The sequence below is a fragment of the Clostridium sp. AF35-15 genome (assembly GCF_003477745.1).
GTDB lineage: Bacteria > Bacillota > Clostridia > Lachnospirales > Lachnospiraceae > Otoolea > Otoolea fessa.
In genome coordinates this window covers 134693-154985 of sequence record NZ_QUDY01000005.1, presented here as the reverse complement: position 1 = coordinate 154985, position 20293 = coordinate 134693, and the positions used below count along the sequence as shown (strand labels likewise).

General features: G+C 49.3%; 20 protein-coding genes. All 20 read right to left on the bottom strand.

Translation table 11 applies throughout. The features are described from left to right. Positions 1 to 161 precede the first annotated feature (161 nt). Positions 162 to 1085: an RluA family pseudouridine synthase gene (locus DWZ76_RS07700; protein WP_118472336.1), complete on the bottom strand. Its 924-nt coding sequence runs from the start codon at positions 1083 to 1085 to the stop codon at positions 162 to 164. Beyond that, positions 1082 to 1606, bottom strand: a complete 525-nt coding sequence (lspA, locus tag DWZ76_RS07695; protein WP_106999863.1) for a signal peptidase II — start codon at positions 1604 to 1606, stop codon at positions 1082 to 1084. Before lspA ends, DWZ76_RS07700 begins: the two co-directional genes overlap by 4 nt. Before the next feature lie 22 nt (positions 1607 to 1628). Beyond that, on the bottom strand, positions 1629 to 2738 hold the full coding sequence (gene aroB / locus DWZ76_RS07690; protein ID WP_118472335.1) for a 3-dehydroquinate synthase: 1110 nt from the start codon (positions 2736 to 2738) through the stop codon (positions 1629 to 1631). 21 nt (positions 2739 to 2759) lie between these two features. After that, on the bottom strand, positions 2760 to 3518 hold the full coding sequence (locus tag DWZ76_RS07685; RefSeq protein ID WP_243017791.1) for a YlmH/Sll1252 family protein: 759 nt from the start codon (positions 3516 to 3518) through the stop codon (positions 2760 to 2762). Positions 3519 to 3667: 149 nt separating this feature from the next. Next, positions 3668 to 4177 carry a cell division protein SepF gene (locus DWZ76_RS07680; RefSeq protein WP_022358650.1) on the bottom strand — a complete coding sequence of 170 codons (510 nt, stop codon included), beginning with the start codon at positions 4175 to 4177 and terminating at the stop codon, positions 3668 to 3670. A 4-nt stretch (positions 4178 to 4181) separates the two neighbouring features. Then, a complete protein-coding gene (locus tag DWZ76_RS07675) occupies positions 4182 to 4880 on the bottom strand; it encodes a YggS family pyridoxal phosphate-dependent enzyme (RefSeq protein WP_106999861.1) in 699 nt (232 codons plus the stop codon). A 41-nt stretch (positions 4881 to 4921) separates the two neighbouring features. Continuing rightward, on the bottom strand, positions 4922 to 6325 hold the full coding sequence (locus tag DWZ76_RS07670) for an HlyD family efflux transporter periplasmic adaptor subunit (protein WP_118472334.1): 1404 nt from the start codon (positions 6323 to 6325) through the stop codon (positions 4922 to 4924). A 189-nt stretch (positions 6326 to 6514) separates the two neighbouring features. Then, a complete protein-coding gene (locus DWZ76_RS07665) occupies positions 6515 to 7078 on the bottom strand; it encodes a cupin domain-containing protein (protein ID WP_117795366.1) in 564 nt (187 codons plus the stop codon). A 45-nt stretch (positions 7079 to 7123) separates the two neighbouring features. After that, positions 7124 to 8305 (bottom strand): MalY/PatB family protein, encoded by a 1182-nt coding sequence (locus tag DWZ76_RS07660; protein WP_118472333.1) that lies wholly within the window; start codon positions 8303 to 8305, stop codon positions 7124 to 7126. Between the two features lie 332 nt (positions 8306 to 8637). Further along, positions 8638 to 9612, bottom strand: coding sequence for an oligopeptide/dipeptide ABC transporter ATP-binding protein (locus tag DWZ76_RS07655; protein WP_118472332.1), 975 nt, complete (start codon positions 9610 to 9612; stop codon positions 8638 to 8640). Further along, a complete protein-coding gene (locus DWZ76_RS07650; protein WP_118293701.1) occupies positions 9596 to 10687 on the bottom strand; it encodes an ABC transporter ATP-binding protein in 1092 nt (363 codons plus the stop codon). Before DWZ76_RS07650 ends, DWZ76_RS07655 begins: the two co-directional genes overlap by 17 nt. A gap of 13 nt (positions 10688 to 10700) precedes the next feature. Beyond that, on the bottom strand, positions 10701 to 11711 hold the full coding sequence (locus DWZ76_RS07645) for an ABC transporter permease (RefSeq protein ID WP_243017790.1): 1011 nt from the start codon (positions 11709 to 11711) through the stop codon (positions 10701 to 10703). 8 nt (positions 11712 to 11719) lie between these two features. Continuing rightward, a complete protein-coding gene (locus DWZ76_RS07640) occupies positions 11720 to 12640 on the bottom strand; it encodes an ABC transporter permease (RefSeq protein ID WP_117795360.1) in 921 nt (306 codons plus the stop codon). A 194-nt stretch (positions 12641 to 12834) separates the two neighbouring features. Further along, positions 12835 to 14496: a peptide ABC transporter substrate-binding protein gene (locus DWZ76_RS07635; protein ID WP_118472331.1), complete on the bottom strand. Its 1662-nt coding sequence runs from the start codon at positions 14494 to 14496 to the stop codon at positions 12835 to 12837. 24 nt (positions 14497 to 14520) lie between these two features. Further along, positions 14521 to 15582: a Xaa-Pro peptidase family protein gene (locus DWZ76_RS07630; RefSeq protein ID WP_118472330.1), complete on the bottom strand. Its 1062-nt coding sequence runs from the start codon at positions 15580 to 15582 to the stop codon at positions 14521 to 14523. A 2-nt stretch (positions 15583 to 15584) separates the two neighbouring features. Continuing rightward, positions 15585 to 16826: an aminopeptidase P N-terminal domain-containing protein gene (locus DWZ76_RS07625; RefSeq protein WP_118472329.1), complete on the bottom strand. Its 1242-nt coding sequence runs from the start codon at positions 16824 to 16826 to the stop codon at positions 15585 to 15587. A 412-nt stretch (positions 16827 to 17238) separates the two neighbouring features. Then, positions 17239 to 17658: a hypothetical protein gene (locus DWZ76_RS07620; protein WP_022359521.1), complete on the bottom strand. Its 420-nt coding sequence runs from the start codon at positions 17656 to 17658 to the stop codon at positions 17239 to 17241. 87 nt (positions 17659 to 17745) lie between these two features. Further along, positions 17746 to 18723 (bottom strand): serine hydrolase, encoded by a 978-nt coding sequence (locus tag DWZ76_RS07615; RefSeq protein WP_182431289.1) that lies wholly within the window; start codon positions 18721 to 18723, stop codon positions 17746 to 17748. Next, entirely contained in the window at positions 18720 to 19115 is a 396-nt protein-coding gene (locus tag DWZ76_RS07610) for a methylglyoxal synthase (protein WP_022359519.1), read from the bottom strand. Before DWZ76_RS07610 ends, DWZ76_RS07615 begins: the two co-directional genes overlap by 4 nt. An 82-nt stretch (positions 19116 to 19197) precedes the next feature. Next, positions 19198 to 20274, bottom strand: coding sequence for an FtsW/RodA/SpoVE family cell cycle protein (locus tag DWZ76_RS07605; RefSeq protein ID WP_347560923.1), 1077 nt, complete (start codon positions 20272 to 20274; stop codon positions 19198 to 19200). Between the last annotated feature and the right edge of the window lie 19 nt (positions 20275 to 20293).

Genomic DNA, 20293 nt, shown 5'->3' with positions numbered 1-20293 from the left:
GTCTCCCTCAACTCCTTTCAAGTTCTGCCTTTATTATAACACAAGCTATCTGAAAAGTCATCATTTTTTCGGAATAAAAGGTATTTATTAGCGACACAGAAATAAACTATCTGAAAAAAATGTGTATACGAATCAGAACGATCTTACTATTCACGTTACTTTTACTTTCCAGCTTTTTTCCGCAGCTTCTCCAGCAGTTCTTCAAAATACGCTGGCAGCGGCGCAGAAAACTCCACATATTCCCCGGTCCGCGGATGGATAAAGCCTAAGACTCCCGCATGCAGGGTCTGCCCTTCCAGTGAAAATGGCTGCCGCGCCGGACCGTACACCTCATCGCCCAGAAGCGGATGACCGATGCTTGCCATATGGACGCGGATCTGGTGTGTGCGTCCCGTCTCCAGGCGGCACTCGATAAATGTATATGCCCCGAAGCGTTCCAGTACGCGGTAATGCGTGATCGCATCGCGCCCCTGTTTGGAGTGGATGCTCATTTTCTTGCGATCCGTCGGATGACGCCCGATCGGTGCATGGACAGTACCCTCATCCTCGCGCAGATTGCCAAATACGATGGCATAATACACGCGGGTGATCGAATGCACCTTGAGCTGTTCTGCGAGAGAATTGTGGGCGAAATCATTCTTGCACACCACCAGCACGCCGGTCGTGTTCATATCGATCCGGTGGACGATCCCAGGGCGCATGACTCCGTTGATGCCGGAGAGCTGATCCCTGCAATGGTACATCAGCGCATTGACCAGAGTCCCCGTATAATGCCCTGCCGCCGGATGGACAACCATCCCCTTCGGCTTATTGACTAAAATCACATCCGAATCTTCATACAAAATGTCCAACGGGATATTTTCCGCCTCGATCGCCGCCTCCTGCGGTTTTGGAACTTCAAAGGCGATAGTTTCCCCGCCATTTACCTTGAAACTGCTTTTAACCGCTTTTCCGTCTGCTGTCACGCTGCTCTCTTTCAGAAGTTTCTGCAAAAAGGAACGGGACAGATCCGGGCAGGCGTCCGCCAGAAATTTATCGATGCGGGTTCCAGCCGCCTCTTCTGGAACCAGATATTCCTGCATCATCGCCCCGACTCCTTTTTCGCACCTTTAAAAGAAAGAAATTCCAGTTCCTCATCCGAATAGAAGAAGAAAAACAGAAGGATCAGCGAGAAAGTCGCGATCACCACATAGCAGTCTGCCACATTAAAAATCGGGAAATCAATCAGCTTAAAATACAGGAAATCCACCACATATTTCTGTGTCAGACGGTCGATCATATTGCCAACTGCGCCTGATACGAGCAGAAACAAGCTGCACATCAGCGGCAGATACCGTTTCCCTGCCGGCATCCGGTAAACCGCCCACAACACCGCCAGAATGACTGCCGCTGCAATCAGGAAGAAGAATCCCTGCCGTCCCTGCAGCATTCCAAAAGCAGCGCCACGGTTTTCAGAATAATAAAATTCAAACACACCTTTAATGAGCACAAATGGCTTCTGCCCTTTCAGATGGACAACTGCCAGATGTTTTGTAAACTGATCCAGTCCGATGCTGACTCCCAACCCGATAAAAAAGATAAAGAACTGTCGTAATTTCGTGTTCATGCACCTGATTCCTTTCCTGCTATTATACCAGCACCTGATCGAGTGCCTGTTTCATCTCGTCCTCGGTTACCGTGCGATCCACGTAGGCATCGCCGATGGAATGAATAAGAATAAATTTGATGATGCCGGAATCCATCTTCTTGTCGTTCTTGGACGCTGCCACAATCGCATCTTTCTCAAGCCCGGATACCTGCGTACCGATATGGAATTCTCCCAGTGCTTCTTTGAAGCGGTTTGTTTCCTCCGGTTTGATCATGCCGCGGTTTTCCGACAGTTTCATCGCTGCCAGCGCGCCGAGTGCCACGCATTCACCGTGCAGAAGTTCAAAGTTTTTCAGCTTCTCGATCGCGTGTCCCAGCGTATGACCAAAGTTTAAAAGCATACGGTCGCCTTTTTCGGTCGGATCCTTCTCTACCACAGCACGCTTGATCTCATTGCTCCAGGTCACTGTCTTGCGGAGTGCCTCCGGTTTTCTCGCCCAGATATCTGCCGCATTTTCAAGCAGCCACTCATAATATGCCGCATCCTTGATCAGACCATGTTTGATAACCTCTCCCATACCAGCGGAAAACTGGTTGTCCGGAAGCGTCTGAAGCGTATTGATATTGGTAAATACCAGCTTCGGCATATGAAACGCGCCAACCATATTTTTGTACGCGTCAAAATCAACGCCCGTCTTGCCGCCAATGCTGCTGTCCACCTGGGAAAGAAGCGTCGTCGGAATCTGCATGAAGGCAACGCCGCGCAGATAGGTCGCCGCCGCGAATCCGCAGAGATCGCCCACAACTCCGCCGCCGAGTGCTGCCAGCATATCGTTGCGGTCAAAATGGTTCAAAATCAGGGTCTCATATAAATCCCGGACGGTGTCGAGGTTTTTGTGCTCCTCTCCCGCCGGAAATACGAACGAAATTACCGTCTTGCAGCACGGCGCCAGGAGTTCTTTTACCTCATTCAGATATAATTTTTCTACATTCGAATCCGTCACGATGCAGAGACGGCGGTTTGAAATGGAGAGTTTTTCGATTTCACCCGGAAGTGCCGAAAAATCTTCGGTCATCACAATATCATAGATCGCCTTCTCGTCCAGGTGAACGGTTACGCGATTCATTTTCTCATTCTTTACTTCTGTCATTTGTTTTCAGTCCTTTCTTTTTTACACATATTTATCCGCATAAACATACAGACGTCCCTTTTTCGACAATCCCCCGCTCCCGGCAAAGCGGAATTTTCCCATGCCGCGCACAGATACAATCTCGCCCTCTTTAAGCTGCACCGCCGGGGAAGTCACCTGTTTCCCGTCAATAAATACCTTTTCGCCCTCAATGAGCGGCAGTATCTTCGTGCGGGAGGATGAAAATACCATCGCGATCACACTGTCAAGACGCGGTGATGCAACGCTTCCACTCACGCGCTCCATCTTCGGTGTGATCGGCTCCGTCGCGTCCGCCTTGCGGCAGATCACGGAGGTGTGGCGCACCATCGTGAGTTCCTGGCAGAGATAATCCGCCATCTTTTCCTGGCAGAAGACGCAGCAGCCATTTTCCTTCATCAGAATATCCCCAATGCAGCTGCGCTCAATCCCCAGGTTCATGAGCGCCCCGAGATAATCCCGGTGCGTCAGCGCCTCACTGTAACGCAGGTTTGCCGGAATGACCTCCAACACGGCAATCGGAAGTCCAAACTCCTCATCATCATACGAAGCCAGAAAACAAAGAAGTTTGCGCTCTGCGCCCTCAAAGCCACCCGTCAGGCAAGTCCGCACCGGCGGCAGCGTCTTCTCGATCGAGTGAAAGATCGCCTGTTCATTTAACGACAAAAAGCCGGTACTTGTCTGTATATCGCGCTGATAACAGAGTCCGGCCAGTTCTATCATTCTCTTTTTTAAAAGCTGTTCTTCTTTTTCCTGCAGCATCGCGTGTTTCTACTCCTGTTCGAAAGTGCTTATATAAAGTATGCTCCTGCCCAGAGAGCCTGTATACAATCAGAAATCACACAAATTTCCGATTGTATAATAAATACTCCCAGGTTCAGATATATAGCGAACCTGGGAGTATATCAGTATCAGAAGTGGAGATTCATCCCGGAAACATTCATGGAACCGTCTGCTAAGAGTTCGGGAAAGTCGCCGGACAGCTCAACCGATGACGGTGTCGCAATAAAAATGTAATTGGAAATCTTCTGGAGATTTCCATCCATCGAATAGGTCGCGCCACAGGTAAAATCAATGATACGCTGTGCAACCTCCATGTGGATTCCTTCCATATTTAAAACAACAGCTTTTCCAGCCAGCAGGTAATCGCAAATCTCTCTCGTATCCTCCATGGAAGTAGGTTTGATCAGAGATACTTCCATGCTGCGGCGCATCTGCACTACCTTATTGTTAGAGGAACGTGGCAGAAAACGCGGCTTAGATTCCTCCTCGTGGCGGTAATCATCCATCTCTTCGTCCCTCTTGCCGAAAGAACGCTTCTTAATCACCGGTTTTTCTTCTTCGTAATCTTCCTCATCAAAGTAATCGTCATCATTCTCTGTGAGACGCATTGTATCCATTAATTTGTTCAGAATACTCATAACCCTATTTCTCTCCTATCTTTGCCCTGGTTCCAAAAATGCCCGTACCGACTCTTACCATAGTTGCACCTTCTTCAATCGCTGTCTGATAGTCTCCGGTCATTCCCATCGAAAGGACATTCATAGTAACATTATCAATGTTTTTCCGTTTCATGTCAACATATAATTCATATAATTTTTTAAAAACACCACGATTTTCTTCCGAATTCTCTACAAATGGTGCAATCGTCATAAGTCCCTGTATGTGGACATGCGGGTACTTTGCAATTTCGCGTGCCGCTTCCTCGACTTCTTCCGGGGCAAAACCAAATTTGGACTCTTCTCCGGCGACATTGACCTCCAGAAGAATAGAAACGTCCAGATCACGTTTGACCGCTTCTTTTTCGATCTGCTCTGCCAGTCCCACCGTATCGACGGAGTGAATCAGAACTGCCTTGTCAATTACCTGACGGACTTTATTTTTCTGTAAATGTCCAATCATATGCCAACGGATATCAGACGGCAGCTGCGGTTCCTTCTCCAGAATCTCCTGCACCTTGTTTTCGCCGAAATCTCTGGCGCCGGCATCATATGCCTCTTGAAGCATCGGCACCGGCTTTGTCTTACTGACCGCGATCAGCGTGACATCCTCCACCTTCCGTCCGCTCCGCTCGCAGGCGTTCCGTATATTCTGACGTACTTCTTCTAACTGTTCCTGAACCATATGTGATACACCTTCCTTATCTCTATATTTTGGAAATATCATTACTGATATACGATCTGGCCATCCGATACGGTGCTGGCATCCAACACGATATGGTCATAAACCGATAATCCATATTTGGTTCCTTTTTCTACAATGTAATATTCACCGCTATTTGCAAGTTCTTTCACCTGCTTGAACACCGCGTATCCCTTATTAATATTGTAAGCACCTGTCAGCTTTGCCGTCGGTCCTACCTGGAAGCGCTCGTTTGAATCCGGCTTCACCAGATAATCGCCGCTCTTTAACAGCCCATCGTCGCTCTTCTCGACATAATAATACTCATCGGTCGAGCTGTAAATCTCTGGCGTGACAAATTCAATCGACGCCTTTCCGCCTTCGCCGTAAACTTCTTTATTGAAACCAGCCTCATCTTCAGTAGCGTTGCCGCCCGTTGTCATATAGTCAACTGGAATGGTATAAAATTCCTTCTCCATCACCGATGATACCGGAATTTTAAGTCCCTGCGTTTCCTCGCTGGAGATCTCAAAGGTCATAAAACGCTCGGATTCAAACTGGATCATGTAACGGTCCAGATCCAGGCGTCCATACAGATTGCCATCGGAACCGGTAAACATCGAATAATTTCCCCGGAATTTCATATCACTTCCCAACGGCTCGATCGCCAGTGTATCTTGATCGGCAAACTGCTCTTTATCCTTGTCATCCATCTGAAACACGATACTCCAGTTCTCCGATGTGATGATCTTGTACACCGGCGTGCCCGCCTCGATCAGTTCCCCAGCTCGTCCCACCTGCCGCGTATATTGACTCCGGTCAAACGAATCCGCCGTCACCTCCTCCGGCGCGACTCCCTCAAAAGAATCGGTCACATAGGAAATAATACCCGGCTGGGGCGCCGATATCTGTTTGTAATTGATACCCTGTGCCTGAAGCTGTGCATCCATATCGCCCAGCGCATTGAAATTCATATACTCTGCAACCGAAGCCTGCAAAGAATATTTGGCGTCGTAAACGCTTTCAAAGTGCTGATCGTTGTAGGATAAACAGAACGAACTGAGTTGTTTCTTCAAATCAGCCAGATTTTCTGCTGACAGGGACACCCCAGAGGACTGATTTTCTTCCAAAAATTTCCCCAGCTCGCCGGTCTCATCTAGCGAATAGACGCGCGCCCCAGCGCCTGCCCGCTTTCCCTCGCGCACATAATAGTTGACGTACCCGGTCTGCGGTGCATTTTCCACTGTCTCATCCCGAAACAGGATTCCGTTGTATTCTTTATTATTTACAATACTTCCCTCGACGACCTCATAAAACTGGACGTGATCCCGCCTGAGATATGTATAGACACTGAAAGAAAGATAGACGAAAATCATGGCAAAAATGATCATGCCTACATTGATATTCAATGGCTTTCTGTAGCGTACAATTTTCTTGTTTTTGGCCATGCAGCTCTATCCTCCCTTTTCCCGATGTACTTCTCTGGCAGCTGTTTCTGCAGTTTCACAGTTACCAGACAAAAATCCACGCAAATTTGTCTCCGGCCATGGACTTTTGCAATATTCTGTATAGCCCAACGTACAGCCTTTATTATACGAGTGAATTGTCCAAATTTCAAGATCAATTCATCCCGTCAATTATACAGAATCATCCATAATCTGCAGATGCCAGAAGGAGCGGCAGGGAGTATCGCCCGCATTCCGCATCGTGTGATAGAGATTCGGCTTGATATAGATCGAATCGCCCGGTCCTAAGAGATAAACCGTTCCATCCAGATTGACCTCCATCTTGCCTTCCAGAATGACTCCGACCTCCGCGTATGGATGCAGCCCCCAGGACGGCGGTGTATCTTTTGTCTCTGGATCATAGGTTGAAAACTCATAAATACCGCGTTTCTTTCCAAAATCCAGACGGCGGATTTGAAGCTTGTACTCATCATATTCATATAACTGCTGCTCCTCCTGGCGGATCAGGGTTCTCTCCTCGCCGGAAGGACTGAGCAGATCCCGGATCGAAATACCAAGCGCCACGCAGATGCGCTGCAGATTGTTCAGCGTCGGGCTTGCTTGGTTCCGCTCCAGATTGCTCAGATATCCCACTGACAGATCGGTAAACTGGGACAGCTTCTGGATCGTGATAGATTTACTCTTGCGAATCTCCTTGATCCGCTGTCCAATATTCTCCACTTCTTCAAATTCCATGCAATCCCTCCGAACGTTTTATTTTTACGGTTCTGCTATTTTTCATTATGCGTTCCGTTTTTTCCATGCCGCCTCGATCTGATCGAGCGCCTGTGCAATCACACTGCGCGAACTGCCCAGATTAAAGCGCATAAATCCAGATCCCTGTTCACCTGAATGCGTGCCCGGATCCAGCCATACCTTCGCTTCATCCGAGAAGAATGCCATCAATTCATCATCCGTCATCCCCAGTTCACGGCAATCCAGCCATGCCAGATACGTTCCCTCCGGTTCTACCAGTTGAATCTGCGGCACACGGTTTTTACAGAAATCGCGCACCAGTGCCAGATTGCCAGCCAGATAGCCGATAAGCTGATCCAGCCATTCCCCGCCGCCTTCATACGCTGCACGGCAGGCGAACAATCCCAGACGGTTCATATTTTCCTGACCAACATCCAGCAGCTCCGACCGGAATTTACGCCGCATCTCCGGATCCGGGATAAAGAGGTTTGATGTCGCCATGCCAGCCAGATTGAAGGTCTTGCTCGGCGCTGTACACATCATCGAATGAAGGCATGCTTCCTCTGAAATCGACGCATACGGAGTCTGCTCATGCCCCTGCCATACAAAATCGCCATGGATCTCGTCGCTGATCACGTATACATGGTGACGCAGGCAGATGTCAGCCAGTGCGGTCAGCTCTTCCCTCGTCCAGACACGGCCAACCGGATTGTGCGGATTGCATAAAATCATCAGTTTGACATGCTCATCCAGCACCTTCTGCTCCAACTCTTCCAGATCCATCTCATAATGTCCATCTTTTAAAACCAGCGGATTCTCCACCAGCGTCCGCTTATTGCGGAGGATCGCCCGGCTGAATGGATGGTAGACCGGCGGCTGGATCAACACCGCATCGCCCTCCTGGGTAAAAGCCCGCACTGCGATCGAGAGTGCAAACACGATACCTGGCGTGCAGGTCATCCACTCCGGCTGCAGAGTCAGATGATGGCGTTTCTGATACCACGCTGCCACCGCATCAAAGTACGACTCATCTGCCCGGCTGTAACCGAAAATCCCGTGATCTACTGCCTTTTTCAGCGCTTCAACCACGCTGTCCGGCGATCGAAAATCCATATCCGCCACCCAGAGCGGTAAAATATCCTCCGCCTTTCCATTCTCCTTCTTAAAATCGTGTTTGATCGACCACGTATGGATTCGATCGATCGGTGTGTCAAAATCGTACTGCATAGAAAATCCACCTTTCTGTTATATATCGTTAAAATTTTCCAAATTCAGCCATAATTTTAAAAAAATTCTAACTAATATTTTACACCAGTCGGCGATCAATGTCTACAATTACTCCTTCAATTAGCCAAAAAACTAAGAAGCTGACGAGGACAGGGCGGTCTGGCTTTCAGCTTATCAAATTGTACGCATTTTGAGCACAGATGTCCGAATGAGGCAGATGTAAGTCCGCATCAGGCGAGCATCTGTAGCGAAAGCAAGCGAACAATGATAAGTCTGAGAAGCCAGGCTGTCCTGTCCCCGTCAGCTTCGACGCCTTCACGAATCTATTTAATTTACTTTACCATATGACAAGCCACAAAATGCCCCGGCGTCACTTCCCGGAGTTCCGGCAGCTTCGCCCTGCACTCCTCCGTCGCATACGGACATCTCTCGGCAAAACGGCAGCAGTCCTTCGGGTTGATCGGGCTTGGAATCTCGCCCTTAACCATGATACGCTTCTTCTCACGCACCAGTCTCGGATCCGCAACCGGAATCGAGGACAGAAGCACCTGCGTGTACGGATGCAGCGGATGTGCATACAGCTCTTCGGAATCGGCAAATTCAACCATCGTTCCCAGATACATAACGATGACACGGTCGGAAATGTACTTGACGACGCTCAAGTCATGCGCAATGAAGAGATAGGTCAGTCCCATTTCTTCCTGCAGTTCCTTTAACATATTTAATACCTGCGCCTGGATTGAAACATCCAGTGCGGAGATCGGCTCGTCGCAGATCACAAACTCCGGTTCGACCGCTAATGCCCTGGCAATACCAATTCTCTGCTTCTGACCGCCGGAAAACTCATGCGGGAAACGGGACATATGGTCGCGGTTCAGACCGACGCGCTTCAGGATCGCCTCTACCTTCTGATCCACATCCTTGTCCGTCGCCAGTCCATGCAGTTTCATGCCGGAACCGATGATATCCTTGACCGTCATACGCGGGTTCAGGGAAGAATGTGGATTCTGGAAGATCATCTGCACATTCTTGCGGAATGCTTTTTCCTCTTCACGGGTGTATTTAAAAATATCTTTTCCTTTATAGGTAATCGTGCCTGCTGCCGGCTCATAGAGCTTTACCAGGCACCGTCCCGTCGTGGACTTGCCGCATCCGCTCTCGCCTACCAGACCTAACGTTTCTCCTTTATAAATCGTAAAATGCACGTGATCGACTGCTTTCAGCACCTTACCCCTGCCGACATTGAAATACTGGCAGAGATCGGTGACCTGAAACAAGGGTGTGCTCCTATCAATTTGTTTTGCCATGGTGTCCCCTCCGTTTCTCTTCCGGCAGTGCCGCAACATTTTTCTCTTCTTCCTGTTTCTGCGCCTCAGTCAGCCCTTTCATGATATCCACCTTCGGCGCATATTCATGCTGCAGCCAGCACGCACAGGTATGTTCGTCTGAAAGCCTGTGAAATTCCGGCTGTTCTTCATAACAGACCTTCATCGCAAACTCACAGCGCGCTGCAAACGGGCATCCTTTCGGCGGTGCGAACAGATCCGGCGGTGTTCCGTCGATGGGCACCAGCTTCTGATTCTTGGAGGTATCCAGCGTAGCGATTGATTTGATAAGACCTGCCGTGTACGGATGTGCCGTCTCATAGAAGATCTCATCAACCGTTCCTTTTTCAGCCACCTTGCCGCCGTACATAACAAGCACGCGGTCGCACATCTTGGCGATAACTCCGAGATCGTGGGTAATCAGGATAATCGAGGTGTTCATCTTATCGCGCAGTTCCTTCAGAAGATCCAGGATCTGTGCCTCGATTGTTACATCCAGCGAGGTCGTCGGCTCATCCGCGATGATGATGCTTGGCTTGCCAACCAGCGCGATTGCGATCATGACACGCTGTTTCATACCGCCGGACAGCTCATGCGGATACTGTTTATAACGGCGCTCCGGCTCATTAATGCCGACCAGACGCAGGATCTCCAGCGCCCGTTCCCTGACTTCTGCCCGGGTCATCCCCTTCCGTCCGACAAAGACCTCCTCGATCTGTTTTCCAACTGTCATGGTCGGGTTTAACGAGGTCATCGGATCCTGAAAGATAAATCCAATCTCCACACCGCGGATTTTCCGCATCTCGCGGTCTGTCTTGGTGATGATCTCCTCGCCTTTATATTTGATCGAACCGCCCTCAAAAAATCCCGGCGGCTCCGGATTGAGCTTTAAAATGCACTGGGAGGTAACACTCTTGCCACATCCGCTCTCGCCTACGATTCCAAGAATCTCGCCTTCGCGTACATTAAAACTAACATCCCGGACGGATTTTACCACGCCGCCGTATGTATGGAACGAAAAGGTCAGATTCTTGATTTCCAATATATTTTTAGCCATTGTCTCCTACCTCCTATTCCGTTCCTCTCAGTCTCGGGTCAAATGCATCCCGCAGACCGTTTCCGAGCTGGTTGAGCGCCAGTACGGTTGTACAGATAAAGAATGCCGGCACGTACAGCATATGCGGCGCTGCCGTCATCATACGGGTTCCCTCTTTTGCCAGAACGCCCCAGCTTGCCTGCGGCGGGGAAATGCCGAGACCGATATAACTCAAGAACGCCTCCTGGAAGATGGCGCTCGGGATTGCCATTGTCAGGTTTGTGATCAGAAGACCCATGATATTCGGGATGATCTCACGCACGATGATGGTGAACGCCGACTCGCCCATGACGCGGGCTGCCAGTACGAAATCCTGCTCTTTCAGGCGGTATACTTCGCCTCTGGTGAAACGGCAGGTTCCCGTCCATCCAACGATAACCATTGCAATGATTAAGCTCTTAACGCCGGAGCCTAATACTACCATAACCAAAATACAGACGATCAGGGATGGGATACCATAAATAACATCGATGATACGCATGACGATCATATCAAGCTTGCCGCCATAATAGCCGCAGAAACCGCCCAGCACCGTACCAATTACAGTATTTAAAAGGGCTGCCAGAAGACCGATCGTCAAAGAAACACGTGCGCCCATCCAGACACGTACCCAAAGGTCACGCCCCAGAGAGTCGGTTCCCAGCCAATGAGCTGCTGAAATCCCCTTGCTCATCGAGTAGGCATCCTGCTGGTCAAATCCGTAGTGGCTGAACATCGGTGCAAAGATCGCTAACAATCCATATGCAATCAACAGAATCAGGCTGAAATATGCCGCCTTATTTGTCCGGATTCGTCTCCACGCCTCCTGCCAGAAGGTCAGGCTTGGTCGGGAGATCGATTCCATTCTTTCAATATTTTTACCTACCATCTCAAACTTGTCGCGGGTAATCCTGCGTCCATCTGTCAGGTTTTCGGATGTGCCTGCTGCTGCGCCGGAATTCTCAGAAGGCAGCACATTTCCATCTTTCATTTTCATCTCACCCATACTGCCACCTACTTTCCGCCGATCCGCACTCTCGGATCGATCACGCCATACAGAATATCAACTACCATGTTGCAGAATACCAGGAATGTGCCGTAAAACGCCGTCATGCCAAGGATCAGGGAGTAATCGTTGTTCTGCACACTCTCAACATAATATTTACCCATGCCGGGGATAGCAAACAGGGACTCAATAACAAATGTACCGGTCAGAACGGCTGCTACCGTCGGACCGAGGATCGTGACAACCGGCATGATCGCGTTCCGGATCTGATGCTTCCAGGTCACACGGAACTTGGAAATGCCCTTCGATCGCGCTGTCTTGATATAATCCTGCTGGACTACCTCCAGCATACTCGCACGCATGATACGCGAGACGGACGCCATCGTGTAGAATCCCAGTCCGATCGACGGCAGGATCGTGTAGGCGAAGCCCTTGTACTGCGCGATCGGGAACAGCCCCCATTTGACTGCAAAGAAATGCTGCAGCAGCGCGCCCATGATAAAATCCGGGACACTTGTACCAAATACAGCTACAATCACAAAGATTAAATCAATTTTATTGCCACGGTTTAATGCAGAGATAATACCAAATACAAGACCAAAGGAAATCGCAAAACATAATGCGCGGATACCAAGGTCTGCCGAATACGGAAATGCACCTGCTAACAGGTCATTGACGGTACGGCTCGGATATTTGGTAGAAAAACCGAAATTTCCATGAATCAGATTATTCAGATATGTCAGATACTGCTGGAGTAAGGGTTTATCGAATCCGTAGTAGGCACTTAAATTGGCCTTTGCGGTTGCTGACATTTTCGGATCATTGAACGGTCCGCCCGGCATCAGCCTTGCCAGGAAAAATACAACGGATACGAGAACAAACACAGTCACAATGGATATTCCCACCCGCTTCAGTATATATTTTTTCATAGGTTCACGCTCCTTTAACTACGGGAACATCCCAAATCCGGTTGTTCCGGCCGCCGGTTACGGCTCATTCATCCGCCAGGCAGCCACCGGATATGTACTGCGCTTCAGAAATCCAGCCGCTTTGCCGGATCCTGAAGCGCAGGTGCTTCAATCATCTTCTAAGGTTTTTCAATATGTTTTGGATAGATGATGGATTAGTTTGTGATGTCCACATACATATAGTCATAGTTCAGTCCAACAAAGTATGCGCCCAGATTCTGTACACGGTCAGATACCATATACGGAACCTCTCTTAACTGAAGCGCTACCAGTGCGCCGTCTTCCAGGAGTGTCTTCTCTGCATTGAACAGATTGTCCATACGCTCTTTACCGGAAGTTGTCTTGGAAGCGTCGATGTACTTATCGTATTCATCACTGTGGTAATTTAAGTAGTTGTAGCCGGAGGTGCTGTACCAGAGCTCCAGGTAGCTGTACGGGTCAGAGTAATCCGGTGCCCAGCCGCTCATGATGATATCGTACTCATCACTGTCCGGAACCAGGAGTGCGTTTTTCGTTGCGTACGGAACCATGTTGATATCTACGTTGATACCCAGGTTGTTCTTCCACTGGTTTGCAACAACCTCTGCCTCTTTCTTCGCTGTGTCAGAATCGGATACAACCAGTTTCAGGGAAATATCAGAAGCACTAGAAAGACCTAATTCAGATAATGCCGTATCCAGATACTCTTTTGCCTTATCCATATCACCCTGAAGTGGGAATGCCTCTAACGGATACTCGGTGCCGTACTCGCCGTCCACGCCGCGAACCTGCGGAAGCACATATCTCTGGTTAGCCTGATATAAGCCATTGTGGGTCAGAAGAATGTATTCTTCACGGTTGACTGCGTAGTTCATCGCCAGACGCAGGTTCTTGTTTGCCAGATATTTATTCCGGTGATTCAGTGCCGCATAATCGTCTGCGCCGTTGTAGTAGGACTGTGTCTTGCCCTCATACTGCGCTGCCAGCTCGGTTGGAACCTCTGCCAGATCCAGCTCGCCTGCATCGAACATCGAAACAGCAGTAGTCTGATCGGCTACGGTCAGAATCTCAACGCCGTCCAGACTGATCTTTTCATTGTCATAGTAATCTGGATTCTTCGTCAGTTCTACCTTGCCGTTACTGTATTCACTTACAACGAACGGTCCATTGTAAACCTGTTTATCGGCACTTCCGCCGAACTCATTGCCATATTTCTCAACCAGGTCTTCACGTACCGGCATGAATGCACTCATGCTTGTCATGCTGACAAAGTAATCAGCCGGATTCTCAAGCGTAATCTCCAGGGTAAAGTCATCCAGTGCCTTGACTCCCAGTTCATCCACCGGAAGTTCACCCTCACTGACCTTGGCACCGTTCTTTAAAACAGCACCCAGATAGCTGGCAGGGCAGGCTGCTGCCGGATCGCAGAGACGCTTCATACCGTACTCATAATCCTTAGCCGTAACAGTCTGTCCATCACTCCACTTTGTATCCTGACGGAGTTTGAAAGTATATACGAGACCATCATCGCTGACTTCATAGCTCTCAGCGGTTGCCGGCTGCAGCTCGCCCTGTACGTTGCGGTACAGACCATCATAGATATGATAGGAGACGGTCGCGTCTGCTACGGAGTTTGTCTTATCAGGGTCAATCGTCGCGATATCCGCCGTGTTGGAATAACGGAAAATCTTTTCGCCCGCTGCTGCTCTCTGGGAACTGTCACTTCCCGATTCAGCTGCCTTCGTATCATCCACCGAAGCGCTCGGAGTGGAACAGCCCGCTACACTCGCTGCCATCAGTGCAGCTAATCCCAGTGCAAGTAGTTTGTTTTTTCTCATAATATTCCTCCTTGTCCTTTTTTATTAAAGCTCAATCAGTTCCTTGGTGGCGCTGATCAGGTTTTCATTGCCTGTCTCCGTGATGAGAAGCTGATCCTCAATGCGGATACCGCCCCATCCTGGAATATAGATACCCGGTTCCACGGTCATGACATTATTGGCATGCACGATATTTTTAGAAACAGGGCTCATAAATGGAATCTCATGGACAAACATGCCGACGCCGTGTCCGATTCCTGTGTAGTGATATGGAAAATACTCGGTCCCCTCGATGATCTTCGTGGATTCATAATATGCATCTGATGCCGAAACCCCGTCTTTTAAGAATCCTTCCACCGCGGCGACCATCTGCTGCTCAATCCTGTATACTTCCTTCTGCTTCGGCGTTGCGCGTCCGACTACCAGAGTACGCGTCATATCAGATAAATAACCGTGATACTGGCATCCATAATCCATCAGGACCAGATCGCCGTACTCAATCGCTTTCTGAGACGGGATTCCATGAAGCAGGGACGTTCTCGCACCGGAGATGAGGATATTGCCGTATGGCTGTGTATCCGCACCCTCCAGAACCATATAGAGGCTTAAACGCGCCGCCAGCTCTTTCTCGGTAATGCCGACCCGGATATCCTTCTGGATCTTTTCATATGCCCTTGAAGCAATATCACAGGAGATACGCAGGCACTCAATCTCTTCCGGCCTCTTGATGGAGCGGAACTCCTCAATGATGCCGTCCGCCGGTACCAGCTCTGCTTTTACCTCCGACTGGAGATTCTGGTACTGTTCAACGGTCAGGTGGGATGCTTCATAGCCGATCGTCTTTGCTCCAACCTTTTCCGCCGCGTAGGCAAGTGCCTTTCCGATGGAGCCGTAGGTGTCTCTCCAGTTCAAAATCGTGTAATCCGGGCACTCATAGGAAACCTGCTCGGTGTAGCGCGGATCTGTCAGAAAGAATTTTTCCTGCTCCGTGATAAAAAGCCAGGAATCTTCGCCGGTATAATGGCTGACATACTTTACATTGACCGGGCGGCTGATGAACATGCCATCCAGGTGCTCTTTCTGCATATACGCAAGTAACTGTTCCATGCTTACTCTCCTCCCATCACTGATTCTATTTCTTCTATCGTTCTGGGGATGGATGCTGTCAGATTCTCACAGCTATCCTCCGTTACCAGGCAGTTATCCTCGAGGCGGAAGCCGATGCCCCATTCCTCGCAGTAGATGCCGATATCCACGCAGAAAACCATACCCGGCTCTACGATATCGACATCGACCAGATCATGTGTGTCCCAGCCAACATGGTGGGCGCCGCCGTGCCAGATATATCTGCCGACATCCTCATACCGGTCACATAAGCCGATCGCTTTGAGCTGTTCGAAATTGTATTCCCTCGCCAGCCGGTCCACGTCTGCCATCTTCATTCCCGGCCGAATGATGGAGAACATATGCTGCGAAGTCCGGTATGCACATGTGTAAAGAAGTCGCTGCCGTTCGGAAAACTTTCCGTTGCACGGCCAGCCGCGCGATACATCATTGAAGAGGTGGTCGTACTGGGCGCCTACGTCGTTGAGAATCATATCGCCGTCTTTCGCCTGCCCTGTGTACTCATAATAGTGAATACAGAAATTATTGGCTCCCGCGGAAATGATACTCGGAAATGCCGGTGCAAGGCATCCGTGCTGCGCCAGTGCGTAGTCGAATTCGGCTTTATACTGGTATTCGTACATTCCCGGCTTTGATGCCTTCATCATCGCCAAAATGCCGTCCCTTGTAATCTTGACTGCCTCCCGCATCGCCTCGATCTCACACGGCTGCTTGATGGTGCGCTGGCGGCGTATCTGACGGGAAATATCCGTGAGTGTGGCTGCCGGGTACCACTTTCTAAGTTTCCGTGCCATCCGGATACTCTCGGTATCTGCATCCTCCGGATCGTGCCGGTACAGATCCATCGCAATCCGCTCAAACCGTCCGCTCCGCATCAGAAGTTTCAGACGGTTTTCCCACTCGCCGCTCGATGCGATCTGCGCGGTCCCGGATCGCGCCCTGGCCTCCTCCGGTGTGAACCGTTTCCCGGTCCACCGCTCGGCCAGCATATCCGGCGGAAGTATGTAAAGTGTTTCCTGTACCTCTTCTCCGTCCTTCTCTGCCATCAGGACTGTGTGTTCCTGCCCGATGCCGGTCAGATAGAGAAAACTCCGATCGGCATAAAACGGATAATTTTCATCGGCTGTTTTTCGGATGGAAGAACCGGAAAACAGGAGAAGCAGGGTGTGATCCGGAAGGCTGTCATACAGCCGCTGTCGGTTCCCCTGGTAGAATTCTGCATTCATAGTATTTTCCTTCCTGTCTTTTAAATGATTTCCGCATACTTTTGTATCTGTCTCACAAATAGACGCATCGGAATCTTTTGTCTCCCGACACGTGTCATTATACCGTATAAATCGAAATTTTACAATTATTTTTCAGTATATTTTGTAATTTTTTTATCCAATACAAAAAATTTCATATGCATGATAGGAAATACTTATAATTTTGAAAAAAATGTAAAAGCATATCTATTTTTTCCCAAAGGTGGTACCTGCAAAAGAAGCATTTCAATGAAAATGTGGAAAGATGGTTTTGAGCCCAAACTAGAAAATTAGAAAAAAAAGAGACCATCCAATTCTCCTTTTTCAGATGAATCGGACAGTCTCCTGTCTCCGCCCTGCGCTGACAGCTGCGGTTTCGTTCATTTTGAATCTCTTATAAAGATACTACAACACTTTCTTTCGCGCACTCTGGAAGATCGGCTGCATTCATGGATATGCTTAAAACGAATTTTACATGATATTTCTCACTGATGGTCTCCAGCGTCTTGTAGGTCTCTTCAATATCCGCTCCCTCGAGGCAGGCAAGTTTCAGGAAGCTGTCAAGATACATCTGCTCCAGATCATGATCCTGGCAGATAATACCACAAATAAATCCGATAAATCCATCGCTGGTATCAATCGGATATTCCTGTACATTGATAAGGCGAATCTGGTTATTCAACTCATACATATGTTTGGAACTCTTATCCAGATAGACAACGGAACCCTTGGCTTCTTTGACAGCCGTGTTCGCCATATCGAGTAAATATTTAGTTTTTCCTTTTCCCTTTGCTCCTGCGATGATCTGAACCATAACAATCTCCTCCTTGAGTTTATTTAAGTTGTATGTAAAATCTTTTATTGTATAAATAATTATAGTATAAATTTATAAATATTGCAATCACTTATTTGAAATTTTAGTCAAAATTTCCGTCATATTGTCATAAAGTGACGGACGATTTGCAGATTTTAGCACAACCGATATATATTCCTTGCCATCGTCCCCATCGCTCGCCATGATCAGGCAGTAGCCAGCCGCCTGTGTGGTGCCAGTTTTGCCGCCTAAGACAGTCACTCCCTCCGGTGCCTCGCGGTCTCCCTTCAGATACCAGTTGCCAACCTTCCAGACCTGCTGTTTTGCGGCTCCATTTGCATCGGTATAATCAGCTGTATAAGACTGCGCGTTAATGATCTCACAAAACAGCGGCAGTTTAAGCGCCTCGTTGAAAATCAGATAGAGATCATATGCCGTTGTATAGTGGTCGGTGCTGTGCAGACCATTTGCATTGACAAAATGCGTGTGGGTCGCACCGAGTTCCTTCGCTTTCGCATTCATCTTCTCCACAAACGCATCCGTGCTTCCGGCGATATGATCCGCAATTGCATTGGCTGCATCGTTGCCGGACGGAATCATCAGTCCGTATAAGAGCTGCTCCAGCGTAAAGGTATCGCCCGGCTTGATGCCTGCCATCGAAGCGCCTGCCTCGCGGATCACGACATCGTCATTTGCCGTCACCGCATCGGAAAGATTGCCTTCCTCGATCGCGATGATCGCCGTCATTACCTTCGTGATGCTCGCCGGGTACATCTGGTCATAGATGTTCTTACCATATATAACGCTGGAGTCGGTCACATCAAACAATGCGCCCGCCTGCGCCGTCACCGCATCATCTGGAGCAATATCGCCGTCTGCAGATTCCGGTACGCAGAGAGAAGAGGCAAAAAAGGGCGCCAGCCCGGCACCTGCCGCTGGCGTCATCTGCGCTTCCCGTTCTTGAAATGAATATGCCTGTTCCAGACCGCGGGCACCACAGCCGGTCAGCATGCCGATACCGCAAAGCATCAGTGCGCCCGCAAGTCCGATTGTCTGTTTTCTCATTTGTACATCTCCCGCCATTCCATATCGCCGCGGTCAAGCGCCTTGACGAGAAGCTCTGCCGTCGCCAGGTTTGTCGCCATCGGGATATTGTGAATATCACAGAGGCGGACAACATCATTAACATCTGGCTCATGCGGCTTCGGCGCCAACGGATCGCGCAGGAAAATCAGCAGATCGATCTGATTGTGTTCGATCTGTGCGCCGAGCTGCTGGGAACCTCCCAGATGACCCGGCAGATATTTATGGAGGGTCAGATTCGTAACCTCCTCAATCAGGCGGCCTGTCGTTCCTGTCGCATAGAGTTCATGCTTGCTCAGGATGCCGCGATATGCGATACAGAAGTTCTGCATCAGTTTTTTCTTCGCATCATGTGCGATTAACCCGATATACATCTATACCTGCCTCCTTAATGATTCCTATTTTTCATAACCATAAAATTCAATTTCCATGCAGCTTCACAGTCCATGCATGTACTTACTGAACGGTTACGTTATTTCGTTGCAATCCAACATTGAGAACAACTCCCATTCCGATAAACATACTGAGCAGCGAACTAAGTCCGGAGCTTATGAAAGGAAGCGGAAGACCCGTGTTCGGGAAGATTCCCGTGGCTACCGCAATGTTGGCAAAACTCTGGAACGCCAGAAGCGCCGCCATGCCCGATGCAATCAGACGTCCAGCTGTGTCTTTTGCGCGCGCCGCAATCCAAAGGCACTCATACACCAGCAGCGCATAGAGGGCAATGACCGCCACGCCGCCGACAAACCCAAGCTCCTCTCCGATAACAGCGAAGATAAAGTCCGTCTGTTCCTCCGAGAGGAAATTTCCATTCTTGACGGAGCTTAATGTGTTGTTAAAAAGCCCCTTGCCGCGTAGCTGCCCGGAGCCGATCGCCATCATGGAGTTATCCTGCTGACGGTTCAGATCCGTAAATTCACTGCTGCTGTGGAAAATCTTTCCCATGATACGCTGTGCCTGGTATTTCTGGAGAAACGGGATGAATCCCTGCAGCGACAGATAGATAAGCGCCGCAAATCCAGGTACCCCGACCGCCACCGCACCGGCAATCCATTTGTAACTGATACCGGCTACATAAACCATGCACAGAATCATGAAGCAGATGACGATGGTGGTGGAAAGGTTCGGCTGTAAATATACCATGCCGACCGGAAGGACACAGATAAGCGCCGTCATCCCCAATGTCTTTGGCTCATTGATTTTATCCCGGTTTCTGGAAAGAAAATTCGCCAGGATGAGGATCAGACCGATCTTTACAAACTCGGACGGCTGGATCTGAATCCCGCCGATCCGCAGCCAGCGGGTCGCGCCCTTGGTGGTACGTCCAAACAAAAGAACTGCCGCCAGCATTCCGGCACAGACCACATAAATAAGCGTGGTAAATCGGAAATACTGATGGTAATCAATCAAAGACAGAACCAGACAGATAATCAGGGATACAACCACTCCGATAACCTGTTTTATCACAGAGGAACGGTCCTGATTGCTGGCGCTCCCGACAACCAAAATGCCGAGAACACTCAGCAGAATCATATAAATGAGGGCTCGAAAG

What these genes read in the sequence shown, in the direction of transcription:
- DWZ76_RS07605 (WP_347560923.1), bottom strand. Translation starts at nt 20,274, where the DNA reads ATGATTCTGCTGAGTGTTCTCGGCATTTTGGTTGTCGGGAGCGCCAGC.
- DWZ76_RS07685 (WP_243017791.1), bottom strand. Translation starts at nt 3,518, where the DNA reads ATGCTGCAGGAAAAAGAAGAACAGCTTTTAAAAAAGAGAATGATAGAA.
- DWZ76_RS07655 (WP_118472332.1), bottom strand. Translation starts at nt 9,612, where the DNA reads ATGGCAAAACAAATTGATAGGAGCACACCCTTGTTTCAGGTCACCGAT.
- DWZ76_RS07620 (WP_022359521.1), bottom strand. Translation starts at nt 17,658, where the DNA reads ATGGTTCAGATCATCGCAGGAGCAAAGGGAAAAGGAAAAACTAAATAT.
- DWZ76_RS07645 (WP_243017790.1), bottom strand. Translation starts at nt 11,711, where the DNA reads ATGGGTGAGATGAAAATGAAAGATGGAAATGTGCTGCCTTCTGAGAAT.
- DWZ76_RS07660 (WP_118472333.1), bottom strand. Translation starts at nt 8,305, where the DNA reads ATGCAGTACGATTTTGACACACCGATCGATCGAATCCATACGTGGTCG.
- DWZ76_RS07680 (WP_022358650.1), bottom strand. Translation starts at nt 4,177, where the DNA reads ATGAGTATTCTGAACAAATTAATGGATACAATGCGTCTCACAGAGAAT.
- DWZ76_RS07675 (WP_106999861.1), bottom strand. Translation starts at nt 4,880, where the DNA reads ATGGTTCAGGAACAGTTAGAAGAAGTACGTCAGAATATACGGAACGCC.
- DWZ76_RS07630 (WP_118472330.1), bottom strand. Translation starts at nt 15,582, where the DNA reads ATGGAACAGTTACTTGCGTATATGCAGAAAGAGCACCTGGATGGCATG.
- DWZ76_RS07625 (WP_118472329.1), bottom strand. Translation starts at nt 16,826, where the DNA reads ATGAATGCAGAATTCTACCAGGGGAACCGACAGCGGCTGTATGACAGC.
- lspA (WP_106999863.1), bottom strand. Translation starts at nt 1,606, where the DNA reads ATGAACACGAAATTACGACAGTTCTTTATCTTTTTTATCGGGTTGGGA.
- DWZ76_RS07670 (WP_118472334.1), bottom strand. Translation starts at nt 6,325, where the DNA reads ATGGCCAAAAACAAGAAAATTGTACGCTACAGAAAGCCATTGAATATC.
- DWZ76_RS07650 (WP_118293701.1), bottom strand. Translation starts at nt 10,687, where the DNA reads ATGGCTAAAAATATATTGGAAATCAAGAATCTGACCTTTTCGTTCCAT.
- DWZ76_RS07635 (WP_118472331.1), bottom strand. Translation starts at nt 14,496, where the DNA reads ATGAGAAAAAACAAACTACTTGCACTGGGATTAGCTGCACTGATGGCA.
- DWZ76_RS07615 (WP_182431289.1), bottom strand. Translation starts at nt 18,723, where the DNA reads ATGAGAAAACAGACAATCGGACTTGCGGGCGCACTGATGCTTTGCGGT.
- DWZ76_RS07640 (WP_117795360.1), bottom strand. Translation starts at nt 12,640, where the DNA reads ATGAAAAAATATATACTGAAGCGGGTGGGAATATCCATTGTGACTGTG.
- DWZ76_RS07665 (WP_117795366.1), bottom strand. Translation starts at nt 7,078, where the DNA reads ATGGAATTTGAAGAAGTGGAGAATATTGGACAGCGGATCAAGGAGATT.
- DWZ76_RS07610 (WP_022359519.1), bottom strand. Translation starts at nt 19,115, where the DNA reads ATGTATATCGGGTTAATCGCACATGATGCGAAGAAAAAACTGATGCAG.
- DWZ76_RS07700 (WP_118472336.1), bottom strand. Translation starts at nt 1,085, where the DNA reads ATGATGCAGGAATATCTGGTTCCAGAAGAGGCGGCTGGAACCCGCATC.
- aroB (WP_118472335.1), bottom strand. Translation starts at nt 2,738, where the DNA reads ATGACAGAAGTAAAGAATGAGAAAATGAATCGCGTAACCGTTCACCTG.